This is a genomic window from Enterococcus sp. AZ163 (assembly GCF_050498925.1).
Lineage (GTDB): Bacteria > Bacillota > Bacilli > Lactobacillales > Enterococcaceae > Enterococcus_A > Enterococcus_A ferrettii.
Map to the genome: position 1 here is coordinate 1 of NZ_JBIPAO010000003.1, position 13011 is coordinate 13011.

General features: G+C 40.6%; 10 protein-coding genes and 1 pseudogene. 3 read left to right on the top strand and 8 right to left on the bottom strand.

Annotation, left to right across the window (positions count from 1 at the left end; translation table 11 throughout):
* Positions 1-193: 193 nt before the first annotated feature.
* Positions 194-1246 (bottom strand): ornithine carbamoyltransferase, encoded by a 1053-nt coding sequence (gene argF / locus IGI46_RS21680; RefSeq protein ID WP_429965774.1) that lies wholly within the window; start codon positions 1244-1246, stop codon positions 194-196.
* A gap of 83 nt (positions 1247-1329) precedes the next feature.
* On the opposite strand from argF, the gene IGI46_RS21685 reads away from it, so the two are divergent.
* Complete coding sequence (locus IGI46_RS21685; protein ID WP_429965773.1) at positions 1330-2106, top strand: MurR/RpiR family transcriptional regulator; 777 nt, start codon at positions 1330-1332, stop codon at positions 2104-2106.
* Here the strand turns inward: IGI46_RS21685 and arcC are convergent.
* From arcC to IGI46_RS21710, 5 genes and pseudogenes are all read right to left on the bottom strand, one after another.
* Positions 2084-3015, bottom strand: a pseudogene (arcC, locus tag IGI46_RS21690) (carbamate kinase). The gene IGI46_RS21685 and the pseudogene arcC overlap by 23 nt on opposite strands.
* Positions 3016-3027: 12 nt before the next feature.
* Entirely contained in the window at positions 3028-4035 is a 1008-nt protein-coding gene (gene ptcA, locus IGI46_RS21695) for a putrescine carbamoyltransferase (protein ID WP_429974229.1), read from the bottom strand.
* 14 nt (positions 4036-4049) lie between these two features.
* A complete protein-coding gene (gene aguA / locus IGI46_RS21700) occupies positions 4050-5144 on the bottom strand; it encodes an agmatine deiminase (protein ID WP_429965771.1) in 1095 nt (364 codons plus the stop codon).
* Positions 5145-5183: 39 nt separating this feature from the next.
* Positions 5184-6560: an APC family permease gene (locus IGI46_RS21705; protein WP_429965770.1), complete on the bottom strand. Its 1377-nt coding sequence runs from the start codon at positions 6558-6560 to the stop codon at positions 5184-5186.
* Between the two features lie 474 nt (positions 6561-7034).
* The gene (locus IGI46_RS21710; RefSeq protein ID WP_429974230.1) at positions 7035-8555 is read right to left on the bottom strand and encodes a hypothetical protein; all 1521 of its coding nucleotides are present in this window, start codon (positions 8553-8555) and stop codon (positions 7035-7037) included.
* A 403-nt stretch (positions 8556-8958) separates the two neighbouring features.
* On the opposite strand from IGI46_RS21710, the gene IGI46_RS21715 reads away from it, so the two are divergent.
* Positions 8959-9270 (top strand): hypothetical protein, encoded by a 312-nt coding sequence (locus tag IGI46_RS21715; RefSeq protein ID WP_429974231.1) that lies wholly within the window; start codon positions 8959-8961, stop codon positions 9268-9270.
* A gap of 60 nt (positions 9271-9330) precedes the next feature.
* Positions 9331-9537, top strand: coding sequence for a hypothetical protein (locus IGI46_RS21720; RefSeq protein WP_429974232.1), 207 nt, complete (start codon positions 9331-9333; stop codon positions 9535-9537).
* 100 nt (positions 9538-9637) lie between these two features.
* On the opposite strand, the gene IGI46_RS21725 is transcribed toward IGI46_RS21720, so the two are convergent.
* Together IGI46_RS21725 and IGI46_RS21730 are read right to left on the bottom strand one after the other, a co-directional pair.
* Positions 9638-11095 carry an NAD-dependent succinate-semialdehyde dehydrogenase gene (locus tag IGI46_RS21725; protein ID WP_429974233.1) on the bottom strand — a complete coding sequence of 486 codons (1458 nt, stop codon included), beginning with the start codon at positions 11093-11095 and terminating at the stop codon, positions 9638-9640.
* A gap of 218 nt (positions 11096-11313) precedes the next feature.
* Positions 11314-12882 (bottom strand): C39 family peptidase, encoded by a 1569-nt coding sequence (locus IGI46_RS21730; protein ID WP_429974234.1) that lies wholly within the window; start codon positions 12880-12882, stop codon positions 11314-11316.
* Positions 12883-13011: the final 129 nt, after the last annotated feature.

Sequence of the window (13011 nt, forward strand, 5' to 3'; positions counted from 1 at the left end):
GCCCAGCTCGGCACAAATCAATCCATGAGATAAAAAGAAGGTTGCTCCTAACACAACAAAGCAAAAGATTAATGAGGGGCCCATGGATGCCTGAGAAGCAATCAATTCCAGTGAAAACACTGCCGCAAAGGACAGCGAAACAATGTCAATAAACCCCAGTTTTTTTACATCTTCTATTGTTCACTCACTCCTTTTAGTTGAGTCTTTGATCTAGAAAGGCACGCATTTTCCCTTCGTAATACGCCTTAGTCTGATCATCTGCCCGTTTCAATTGTGGATACAAATACCATGCCAGTAATCCCCGCTGAACATGCAAGCGGTTTTCTGCCTCCTGGAAGACCAATGAGCGTGTTGGATGATCTAGAACCTCACTAGTAATTTCCACTTCGCGATTAGCTGGCAAACAGTGCATAGCTTTACAATGATCGGGAGCCATTTCCAGCATTTCCATGTTTAATTGATAACGAGGATAAAAGGCTGCTGTTCGTTCCTCTTTTTCATCCTCATACCCATAATAGTACCAAACATCAGGAATAATAAAATCGGCTTTTTTTACAGCTTCTTCCACATTTTCAGTAACGGTCAGTGTTCCACCAGTTTTTTGCATTTTCTCCTCTACCTTTTTGATTTCTGCATCGCTGATAGAATACTGCTTTGGTGAAGCAATTGTATAATGCAAGCCTAATGACGCAGCCAAATGTGCATGTTCCATTGCCATGATACCGTTTTCGCCAGAATCGCCGACAAAAACTACTTCAACTTCCTCCAACGATTTACCTTTTGGCAGATGTTCCATCATGGTCAGTACATCAGCTAAGCCTTGCGTCGGATGAATGTAATAAGTCATAGCATTAAACACTGGAACAGAAGCGTATTTAGCCAAGGTTAATACCAGCTCATGATCCTCTGTCCGCAGCATAATTCCGTCACACATACTGGACAGAACCTGTGCAGTATCCTTAATGGCTTCATGAGACCCAAAATGAATCTCCCCTGGTTTTAAATAAAGACCATGTCCACCAAGTTCGGCCATAGCAGTCTCAAAAGAAACTCGGGTTCGGGTGGAAGGCTCTTCAAAAATCATCGCTAAGGTTGCTCCCTTTAATAATTGCGGCACTGCATTTTGATGGGCAGCTTCCTTTAGCTGAATGATCGTCGTTAAGATGTCCTGGATTTCCTCTTTGGCTAAATCATAATTATCTAAAAAATGCTTAATTGGATATGTTGGTGTATGTGATAGTTTCATTTGTTACCCCTCCAGTTTATTGTTGTAGGCAGTTTCGCCTCAAAAAGAACTACGCTATAATGAAATAGAAAGCGGGTGATCGGATGACAGCGACCAAAGATTTTTATTCAGCAGCGAATCAGCATTTTACGGAGCTCAATGATTCAGAAAAGCGTATCTTTAATTACATTCTGAAAAATTTTGATCAGATAAAATTCTACAGTATTCGCGAATTAGCCTTAAGATGCTACGTCTCCTCCACCACTATTTTTCGTTTTGCTAAAAAATTGGGCTTCAACGGATATAGTGATTTTATTGAAAGTTTGACCGTAGTACCCGAAGCTCCGCAAACGATTCCCCATTCGATTAAGCAAAAAGATTTTAAAGATGAATATTTAAAAAACATTGTTGAATCTGTTCGAGTCACTGACCAAACCAAAATTGAACAATTTAACCAGCTATTAGATTTGAATCCGGTACTTTACTTAATGGGTGAAGACCTTGATTTACAAGCCTTGCATTATGTTCATTGGTTGTTTACTGCACAAGGTTTTCGCGCAGTTTTGTTGCAGGATCAGGCTGCCGTTCAAAATGCATTGCGACATATTACTGACCAAGATATTTTCTTTGCCTTTGCCTATACTGGCGACAATAGTTCGATCGTCGAAGCGATTGAACGAGTGAGGCAAAATTCTCGTGCTACCATTGTCACCTTTACACGTGCCGTAACCAATGTTATTCAAAATTTGTGTGATATTGATTTTTACGTGTTCAGTGACGAAATTGGGCTGGATCACTTGGATCTCACTTCACGCATTTCCATGCTGGCTATTGTCGAGCTGATTTTCTATCATCGCTTCAATCGCACGCTTGACGAATGATAGTACCCGTTTCAGCTGAAATTGCTTGCGCCACCTGCTCCAAGTCGGCAATAATTGCGGTTTTCCCCGATTCGCTGGCCACAAACTCACAGGCTGCTTCTACCTTTGGCAGCATACTACCAGCAGGAAATTGTCCTTCTGCAACATATCGCTGCATTTCCTTTAGACTAACTTCTTTTAAAGCTTGCTGATTTTCTTTTCCAAAATGAATATAAACATAGTCCACCGCTGTCAAAATGATAAAGGTATCGGCATCGATTAAGGTGGCCATTTTGGAAGCCGCAAAGTCTTTATCAATTACGGCATCCACTCCTTCATAGCGATTCCCATGATAAACCACCGGAATCCCCCCCCACCACAGGCAATCACCACCTGATTAGCATCTACCAATGTTTTCAAACTCACTTTTTCATAAATATCTACCGGCTTAGGTGAAGAAACCACCCGCCGCCAGCCCCTGCCTGCATCCTCTTGATAGATTTCCCCAGTTTTAACCATCAACTCTTTGGCTTGCTCTTCAGAATAGTAGCTGCCAATCGGTTTTGTTGGTTTTTGAAAGGCTGGATCCTTGCCATCCACCACCACCTGAGTCAACATAGATATGACTGGAATATCATCTACGCTTCGGCTAACCAGTTCTTCGTCAATCGCCTGCTGCAAATGGTACCCAATATATCCCTGACTCATGGCAATACACTCTGCAAAAGGCATGACTGCTTCACTAATCATTGCTTCAAAGGCTAGTCGGATTTGACCAACTTGAGGCCCATTGCCATGAGCGATCACTACCTGATGCCCCGCTACAATCAAATCAGCAATTGAACGAGCTGCCAACTGTGCCCGTGATAATTGTTCATTAGCGGAATTTCCTAAAGCATTCCCCCCTAAAGCCACTACAATTTTTGCCATTTTATTTTTCGCCTATTCTAAGGTTTCTAAAAAACTATCCAGCTTCTCTTTAGCCGCCAGCTGTTCGTATTCTGTTCCAACATTTTGATACTTAGTTAAATACACTAGCAGTCCTCGCATTGCTGTTAAGCGGTTTTCCGCTTCGTCAAAGGCTAAGGAAATCGCTGAATCCAACACTTCATCCGTCACTTCTTCTCCACGGGTTGCTGGTAAACAATGTAAAAATTTTACTCCAAGGCTGCATTGCTCTAACAACTCACGATTCACTTGATACTTCGGCATGAAAATCTGATGCCGTTCTTCAGGCGACAATTCACTTTCATACAGACCGTACCATACATCTGTGTAAACAAAATCGGTACCTGGCAAAGCTTGCAATGGATCATCGGTAACCAGCCAGCTGCCGCCATTCTCTTGAACATTCTTTTCTAAAATTGCTCGGTAGTCAGCATTTAATTGATACCCCTCTGGACCATAATGAACAAAATGCATTCCAAGCTTAGTAGTTATAAAACCTAATGAAGCACAAACCTGTGTTGCGTCACCCACAAAGGTTACTTTGCAATCCTCTAAACGTTTCCCTTCTGGTAAATGTTCAACGATGGTACACAAATCGCCAATTTCCTGGGTTGGATGATTATAATCACTCATGGCATTCAGTACTGGAACACTCGAGGCTTTAGCTAAATCGACTACGGTTTGATGTTCAATCACCCGTGCCATCACCACATCAACTAAACGGGAAATAACTTTTCCTGTATCTTCAATCGTTTCATGTCCACCTAGCTGAATCATACCCGGTCCCAAATATTGCGCATGTCCACCCAGCTGTTCCATGGCTGTCTCAAAGGAAACACGGGTTCGAGTCGAACTTTGTTGGAAAATCATGCCTAAGGTTTTCCGTCGCATCAATGGCGGATAGTAGCCTTTTTTTACACAATCTTTGATTAAAAGTGATAAGTTGATGGTGTCCAATAATTCTTTTTTTGAAAAATCCTGTGTGTCGATAAAATGTTTCATAGTCTGCCTTCCTCCTATCCTTTTGGCTGCTGCTGAGTAATGCAGTGAATATTTCCGCCGCCGTAAACAATTTCCCGCGTTTGTACTCCGACAATTTCTCGATCTGGGAACATTTCCTGAATTTGCTTCAACGCTAATTCATCGTTAGGATCACCATACTGAGGTGCAATGATGGCACCATTGGTAATCAAGAAATTCATGTATGAAGTAATGCAAATATCCTCTGCATGTCTAGGAATACTGCCTGTCACTGAATCTACTTCATATTCAGCTCCATAAGTCACCGGATTCACTGTCGTACATAACTTATGAACCTTCAGCTTCCGACCTTTCGCATCGGTTTGATTGCTTAAAAATTGATAGGTTTCCTGTGCCACCTGATAAAAAGGATGATCCTTTTCTTCGGTATAAATACACGCAGCCTCACCTGGTCGAACGAAGCAGGCAACATCATCAATATGTCCATTGGTTTCATCAGGGTCAATACCATCTCTTACCCATAGGACTTTTTCAACGTTGAGATACTCTTGCAGCATATTTTCTATTTCTTCCCGATTTAAATGTGGATTACGACCTTCTGACAATAGACACATTTCCGTGACCATCACTGTTCCTTCGCCATCAACATGAATCGAACCACCCTCTAAAATAAATTCCGGGGTGTGATACGTATCCACATATTCAATTTCACAAACCTTCTGGGCAACTTTTTGGTCATAATGCCAAGGAAAATACAAACCATCTACTAAACCGCCCCAAGCATTAAAGTCCCAATCCACCGCGCGAACATCTCCTTGGTCGTTCACCACAAAGGTTGGCCCACAATCCCGCATCCAGGCATCGTCGGTGGTAACCTCCACTACTCGAATATCCTCTGACAAGCTGTTGCGGCAATGTTCAAATTGATTGGCCGATACACACATGGTCACCGGTACAAATTTAACAATTGCCTCAGCCACCGAAACAAATGCTTTTTGCGCATCCTTCCCGCCATTTTTCCAATTGTCAGGTCGTTCTGGCCAAATCATCCAAATTTGTTTGTGGGGTTCAAATTCTCCCGGCATACGGAAGTTGTCCTGTTTAGGTGTTGATGAAAGTCGCTTTGCCATGTAAAACACTCCTATTCTTTAGTTAAAATTTATTTTTGATTAGATATCCAAAATCTCCGTTTTAGCCGATTTCATAGCATAATGGATCAGCCATTCTCCACAACCAATTGAAAGCAGCAACCCTATTATTAAACTGGCTACGTATAAAAGCGGCTCCTCTCCCTCTGGTGGTAATAGAAAAGAGAAACTGCTGAAGATTAGAAAGAAACAATGTACCCCCGCCACTAGATAGGCCACTGGTTTACCAAAAGGTACTTTAAAAGGTCGTTCAATAGCAGGGTCAAGCCGACGTAGTTTTAAAAAGGTAAAGCTCATTACGATATAGGGTAAAAAGAAAATAATTGAAGTAAAAGCCAATAATGTCCAAAACAGGTTCTCACTAGTACTGGCAGTGACCCCGTAAAAAATCAGTAAAGCCGTTGAAACAATTCCTAATAAAATGGCCGAGCCGACGGGTGCATAGCTTTGATTGGTTTTCGCAAAAAATTTGGGTAGCTCTCCACCTTCTCCGGCTTCCAAAGCAACTTTATTTCCACCCAGTGCCCAGCCAAAAACATAGCCTAAAAAGCCAACAAAAGTTACCATACCAATCATGTTTACCAGCCATTTACTGCCAAACATGGCTACCACCGTATCGAACAAGCCGGAGGTTTCACTAATCGTCGAAATCGGCAAAACAACTAAAATAGCGGTAGCAGCTAATATATAAAAGAGAATCGTAAAAAAGCCGCTGAGAAAAACTGTTTTTGGAACATTTTTGCTCGGATTATCCATTTCTCCAGCTGAACAACTGATCAAATCAAATCCGGTTACGCTGTAAACATAAACTGGAATCAATGCCACAAAGCTTAAATTAAAGCTTGGTAAAAATGAATCGCTGGCAAAAGAATGGTTTACCCCTTGTGTAAAGGTGTAATACAGCCCCCCAACCAACAAGACCAAGGTCACTGCAATTTTGCTAATAGAGCTGATAATTGGCAGCCACTTGGCTTTTTGCAGATCAATACAATTGAAGAAAACGACAAACCAAACACACAAAATACAAATTCCGACAATCCCCCAGACTGAAAGATTCGGTAAAAACATTTCCTTGATAATTGAAACCATTACCACTGCAGTGGCAGGAATGAACCCTGCGACATTCAGCCAATACCACCAGGTCGTACGTGCTGCCCACTTATCCCCATAGGCTCGTTTTACCCAGACATAAATCCCCCCTTGATCTGGATAAGTAGAACCTAACTCGGCACAGATCAAACCATGGGACAAAAAGTACGTTAAACCGATAAATAAAAAATTGAAAATAAGTGAAGGCCCCAACTTTGCCTGTGAAGAAATTAGTTCCAGTGAAAACACCGAAGAGAAGGCTAAGGCTAAAATATCAAAGAAACCCAATTTCTTTTTTGCACCACCCATCTAATCACCTCTTTTCCTTTTTTGAAAGCGTTTGCTTTTCTTTCTTTTACTTTAGCATTGCCGAAAGTGCTCGTCTATTGTCTAGGCAGGGAATGTATCAACGAAACATTTTTTGGAGATCGTTACTTAATGAGTAACGTTGTAGTAACACCATTAAAAGTTGACTATAAAAGCTTTTTTTATTATCCGTTGTTATTCCACATATTTTTTTATAGCTGTTTCTTAGGTACAAAAACAAAAAGAGATACAGGATATCCTGCACCTCAGTAAGTGTATTAGAAAAATATTTTTATTCTTCTTCCTTTGAAGTAACTGCCAGTACCATAAAGGAGAGGGTTGCAATCAAATAAAAAATAAACGATTCCAGTCTGATTTTATCTTAACAATCGAACCAAGAATCGTTTATGTTTTTTGTGCTTTGTTGTAAAAGTAAACGCTTAATCTTCGCTGCCATTACTCAAAAACTATTTTTACTTAGCTTGTTCGTCTACTTAATGCCGCTTCAAGATTATCAAAACAATCATCCACTTGTTGTTGTGAGAGATTTTCGTCTGCAAGAACATTCCAAGCATCTCCCATTGCGTTATGATAAGCTGTGTAATCTTCACGAGGTCCAAAGTCTGCTGGCCCCAGCCCTTGAGACGAATCATATAATGCTTGAAGATCTGTCTTATCTGCTATTAAAATCAGATTATCTAATGCAACTTGTAGCTTATCCAATACTGGTTGTGTCGTTTCTTCTATTGGACGTTCACTATCGAGAATACCTTTCGCTGCATTTAAACAGTTATTTAGTTCGTTCCAAGAAGCTAACGTATAGTCGGCCGAATTCTTGGTCATACCTGTGTCATATAGTCTCTGTAATTGATCTAACAATGTCTGCGATGCATCTGCTTTTGCTGAATCTACCATTCCCTGCAACCTATTCAAGGCCTCATCAACTTCAGATTGAGAACTATTTAAATCATTCATTCTCATATACGCACCCGAATATGCTTCATGAAATAATAAATAGGTTGGTCGATCCTCATAATGGTGTGGTCCTATGCCTGTTGCACTTAGATGAAGATCTTTTAGCGCCTGGAACTTTGCACGTCCAACTAATTCATTAATCCTTTCATTCAGATCATTTAGACTGTCATTTACCTCTTTTTGGGTCGCATCTTCTCGAGCTTCAATGTCCTTGGCCGCATCTTTCGAAGCCATTAATTTATCCCAAGAAATTGGTGTATAGTCGTCTGCTTTTAAACCGTCTAGAGATTTTAAAGCATTCGTCAGTTTGTCTTTATTCACTTTGTTGTAATTAAAGACGATTTCCTTACTGGAAGTGATGTTTTTGATTTCTTGCCTACTACTCCCCACAAGCTCGTAGCCAGAGAAATTCTCGGCATTCGCAATATAGTTAAATCCTTCCTTAACTCTAGTAGTTGATTCTTTCAGTACTTTTGTCCCACTTTTATGAACAGTTTTTATATTGAAATAATCATTGGACCCGTGATGTGCATAGAAAGCGACTTTTTCGTCTTTCCAGCCAACTTGAATCAAATGCCTCTGCTCATTTAGATTAATTGTAAAATTATGGGCACCCGATTTAGTATTGGGGTTATATGCTCTGTAAACAGGAATTCCAATAGGCTTTTCTTTGTTGCTGGTATCAACTGATTTGAATGCTTCTCCTTCTTTGCGCCAGCCTGCTTTTTCCAAATGGTTATATTCATTTACGTCCATCGTATAATGGTGATCTCCGGCATTTGGATTATATAATCGGTAAACGGTTATTCCGCTGCCAGGAGTTTCCCACGCTATTCCTTCATCATGCCAACCAACATTTACTAAAAGGTCTCTTTCACTTGAGTTCTGCGTATAGAAGTGTTCTCCGCTGTTGGGATTGTATACCCGAAATAGTGTCTGAGAAGCTGCCTGTGCCTCATTTGAAGTAAAAAATAGTGCCAGTCCAGAAAGAAAAAGTATGCTCAGCAACAATTTTTTTCTCATAAAAAGTCCTCCAATTTTTATAAGCATTTACACTTAAAATAATATATGTTGCATTTATTATTGTCAATACATGGTTAAATATTCAATTTCATTAAATAAAATTAATTAAATGGCAAATTATCCTACTATGAACTAGCTTATTTATAAAGAACATCAAAGAAACTACTTTATTGCGCATTTGAGCACATGTTCTTCAACTTCTTCAGCTAACTGTTGGTTATTTAAAAATCTTCTCATGCTAAAAAGAGTTTCTTAGAGACAGATACTCTTTTAATCTGAAATTCTCCTATTCAAATCGCACGAAGCATAAAGTGAAATTTTTTAAAAAAATATATTTACAAAGATTTCTTTTGTGTTACAATTAGGTTACAAAAAAATTACTAAAAAGACAAGGAGTAGAAACATGAAAAAACTAGGAAAAGTAGGACTTATTATTGCGATGATTTTTGTATTGGCTGGGTGTCAAACAAAGCAGAAGGAAGAAGCAAAAAAAGCTGAGCCAAAGATAACTCAAACAAAGAAAAAAGCGAAAAAAACGACCACTACGTCAACTTCTGAAAAACAGCAAACGGGTGATACAACACTTGTGCCACAAGCACCTGTTAGAAATGAACCCGCAGCAAACCCGGAGGCAGTAGTAGACAGCCAAGTAAACAACACCAACCCTGTAAACACACCACAGGACCAAACAGCAAGTCCTGCTCAACCAGTGTAGCCAGAAGAGTTTGAAAAGCCTGGTGTTTATTCTCGTGAAGAGTGTATTCATTTTGCACGGATGACTATTAGCATGGGCGGCGTTGATGCAACTCAATTTACTGAGGATCAATTATACAATTATTACGATCAGTGCGCACAGCTCGGTGCAGACTATAGCTACCTTTTGGGATTAGTCGCTCAAGATACTGGTGGTGATAAACAAGCCATGATTGAAAACTATCATCTGGTACATGGCTTGAATCCAGATGGAACAACACCGGAGTAAATCGATTTTTCTTTATAGGACTCTCGTTAAAAGCACCTTTATTTTGTAAAAGATAAAAGCTTCCTTATCCCGAATTTTTGGGATAAGGAAGCTTGATGAATTATTTTGCTGTTCGAATCGTTACAAATTTTACTACCACGTATTCTTCCACGCCATAGATTCCATTTTCGCGACCGAAGCCTGAGTGCTTGATTCCGCCGAATGGGGTAGCCGAATTAGAAATTTCTGTATCGTTTACACCTACCATGCCATATTCCAATTTGTTGCTGACATTGTCAATGGTATGGATATTGGTAGCGAAGAAATAAGAAGCTAGACCAAATTCGCTGTCATTTGCATCCTCAATTACTTTTTCTTCGTCTTCAAATTCGATTAAAGGAATAACTGGTCCAAAGGTTTCTTTATAAAAAATATCCATTTCTTTGGTCACACCATCAAGAACAGTTGGTTCGAAGAAGAAGCCATTTGCATATTCGCCTTCATTCATTTCACTGCCGCCAACCAAAACCTTTGCTCCTTTGGCTGTCGCATCTTCCATTTGTTCGACAACCTTTTCGACACCTTCTTGATTAATCAGTGGTCCAGTCGTTGGATCATCCAATCCATTACCCACGGTCACCTCTTTAACCTTTTCAACGATCATCTTCGTCGCCTTCTCTTTAATATCTTTGTGAATAAAGATTCGATTTGGCGAAGTACATACTTGTCCGTTGTTGCCGAACTTAGTTTCAACTAATGTTTCAACTGCTAATTCTAGATCAGCATCTGGGAAAATAATAAATGGTGCATGTCCGCCTAATTCCATCGATACCTTTTTTAAGGTTGGTGCAGATTGCTCATTTAATGTTTTACCTACTTCAGTTGAGCCGGTAAACGTGATTTTCTTCACCGTATCTGATTCAGAAAGAATTTCGCCGATCGTAGCTGCATCTCCTAGCAAAATGTTAACTACACCTTCAGGAAATCCTGCCTTATCAAAAAGTTCCATTAAAGCTAAGGCTGAAAGTGGTGTATCCTCCGCTGGTTTAAGCACAACCGTACAACCAGCCGCGATTGCAGGAGAAATTTTTCGAACAATCATGTTTGACGGGAAGTTCCACGGTGTAATTGCACCAACTACTCCAACTGGCTGTTTGCGTACTTGCCATTGGTTGGTTGATGGTGAGGGGATAATTTCTCCCATTACTCGCTGACCTTCCGCTGCATTCCAACGCAAGTTCTCAACGTTGGTTTGAATTTCTCCTTTGGCTTGTGAAAGCGGCTTGCCTTGTTCCATCGTCATGATAGTTGCCAGACGTTCCGCATCCTCTTCCACTAAATCTGCCATTTTATTCATTAATTCAGCTCGTTTTGCTGGTGCCATAGCCGACCATTTAGGTAATGCAGCCTCCGCTGCTTCAATTGCTGTATTCGTTTCTTTTTCTCCGCCTTGATGAACCTCAATCAATGTTTCACCAGTTGCCGGATTAATAACAGGCCGTTTGTCTTCTGAGCCTTCGATCCATTTGCCATTAATATAGAGACGAGTTTCGACTTGTGGTAAATCTTTTTTTGCCATATGTCTAATTTCCTCCTTATTATTCGGTGCTTGGTACGTTAATCACCGTAACATGGATAAAATGAAAGCACAAAAATGATGCCTGTTATTGAATAAAAACTCGTTTCCTCTTAATAACTTGGAAAAAGTTTTTTCTACTTGGTTAACGTTTAAGCGCCAAATCAAAAGCCAATCAAACAGATGAATTTCTGCTTAATTGGCTTTTGTGTACTTAGCTTTTAATTAATCCCGATGGCTCTTCCATCCCATTCGCGATTAAAATCTGCGACTGAAACCCAGGCAACCGCTCCCTTGTCATAGGCCATGTTTTTACCACCAGTACCCGCACCGGCATTAGCACTATAATACAACGGATCATGTACCAAGAATTTATTGTCTTTGTAACCAACAACTACCTTGCAATGGTTTCTGTTCGTGTCGTTTGGTTTTTGATAAGAAGAGTAGCCATAATAAAGTACAGGATTACCACCCATAATTCGGTCTACAATTGCTTGTGTATTCGTACCCGTAATGTTGGACACGTTGTTATACCAGCGTTTAGCATAATTAGTCAGTGATCCTGGTGTGATGACCCAACCAAATCCAGCTCCAGTATAAACATTCCCCTGCTGTCCACCTTTATCACTAGGATACATTGGAAGATTATCTTGTACATATTTCAAATCAACATTTGCTCCTTTATAACGCAGCAGCATCGTCATGGCCGCACCGGCACAGCCCCATGGTGACATGACGGGAACATATTGACTCACGTAAGGAACTGACAGCGCTCGTTCTACTGGAGCAATCGGTTGTGCTCCTCCTAGTGTATGCCAGGAAATCCCTTCATAACGCCAACCAGCACGAGTCAAAAAGTCTCGTTCATTGGCATCCATTGTATAATGATGAGCGCCTGCGCCTCGTGTATTCGGATTGTACACCCGATACATAGGCATCCCAGTCCAAGGTGTATGCCAGGCAATTCCCTCATACCGCCAACCGACTGATTTAAGATGATCTCGTTCAGCACCATTTAAGGTAAAAAAGTGTTCGCCAGAATTCGGGTTATAAATCCGGAATAATTCTCTTCCAGATCCGAGTACCCGCATACTAATACCTTCGTAACGCCATCCTAGTCTTACTAAGAAATCTTTTTCGTTGCCGTTCATAGTATGCAGATGTTCACCAGAGTTCGGATTGTACACTCGATAAATCGGAATCGTCGCTTCTGCTTTTGGTGCTGCCGCTTGAGGAGCAGCTTTTACCGCTGGAGCCGCAGCAGGAGTTGTACTGTTTGTCGTTGCTTGAACAGCTGTTTTATCCGTACTGTCTTTGTTATCGGCCGGTTTATTTAAAGTTTCCTCATTAGTTTCTTCAACTGGTGCTTCTGCTTTTTCTTCTGTAGTATCAGGAACTGTTTCTGCTGATTCATCCATTGATGGGTCAACGGTTTGTTCCTGTTTATCTTCAGCTGGAAGAGACTCTTGTTCATTTTTTGGTGCTTCCTCAGTAGAGTCATCTGTAGTAGGCGTCTCTACCGTTGGTTGTTCTATCACAGGTATTTCTGGCAGAACTGCTTCCTTGGAATCCTCTGCGACTGTTTCACCAACACTTTCCTGAGAGTCAACAGTCGTTGGTGCATCAGTGGGCGGTGTTTCTACCACTGTCTCTACTGTCGTTGCTTCTGCTGCATGAACTGTTTGTTCCTGAACAGCTAAACCGCCAACCCCTAAAAGCCCCAGAAATACAATAGGTGCTACTAACCAGGTTTTTCCCTTTTTGTACATTTTAAACCGCTTCTTTTCCATAATAACCTCCTTGTTTTTTAACAAAATAAACACCCTAAAACTATTATACATTATAATATGGGTTTCTATTAAAAAACAAAAGGCAATTAGCGAAATTGTTTATAAACAGCCGCTGTTTTTGAAAGGGAA

Bases quoted from the DNA above. Each gene is read 5' to 3' on its own strand.
- IGI46_RS21720 (WP_429974232.1), top strand. From the start codon at position 9,331: ATGACTATTAGCATGGGCGGCGTTGATGCAACTCAATTTACTGAGGAT.
- ptcA (WP_429974229.1), bottom strand. From the start codon at position 4,035: ATGAAACATTTTATCGACACACAGGATTTTTCAAAAAAAGAATTATTG.
- aguA (WP_429965771.1), bottom strand. From the start codon at position 5,144: ATGGCAAAGCGACTTTCATCAACACCTAAACAGGACAACTTCCGTATG.
- IGI46_RS21705 (WP_429965770.1), bottom strand. From the start codon at position 6,560: ATGGGTGGTGCAAAAAAGAAATTGGGTTTCTTTGATATTTTAGCCTTA.
- argF (WP_429965774.1), bottom strand. From the start codon at position 1,246: ATGAAACTATCACATACACCAACATATCCAATTAAGCATTTTTTAGAT.
- IGI46_RS21730 (WP_429974234.1), bottom strand. From the start codon at position 12,882: ATGGAAAAGAAGCGGTTTAAAATGTACAAAAAGGGAAAAACCTGGTTA.
- IGI46_RS21685 (WP_429965773.1), top strand. From the start codon at position 1,330: ATGACAGCGACCAAAGATTTTTATTCAGCAGCGAATCAGCATTTTACG.
- IGI46_RS21715 (WP_429974231.1), top strand. From the start codon at position 8,959: ATGAAAAAACTAGGAAAAGTAGGACTTATTATTGCGATGATTTTTGTA.
- IGI46_RS21710 (WP_429974230.1), bottom strand. From the start codon at position 8,555: ATGAGAAAAAAATTGTTGCTGAGCATACTTTTTCTTTCTGGACTGGCA.
- IGI46_RS21725 (WP_429974233.1), bottom strand. From the start codon at position 11,095: ATGGCAAAAAAAGATTTACCACAAGTCGAAACTCGTCTCTATATTAAT.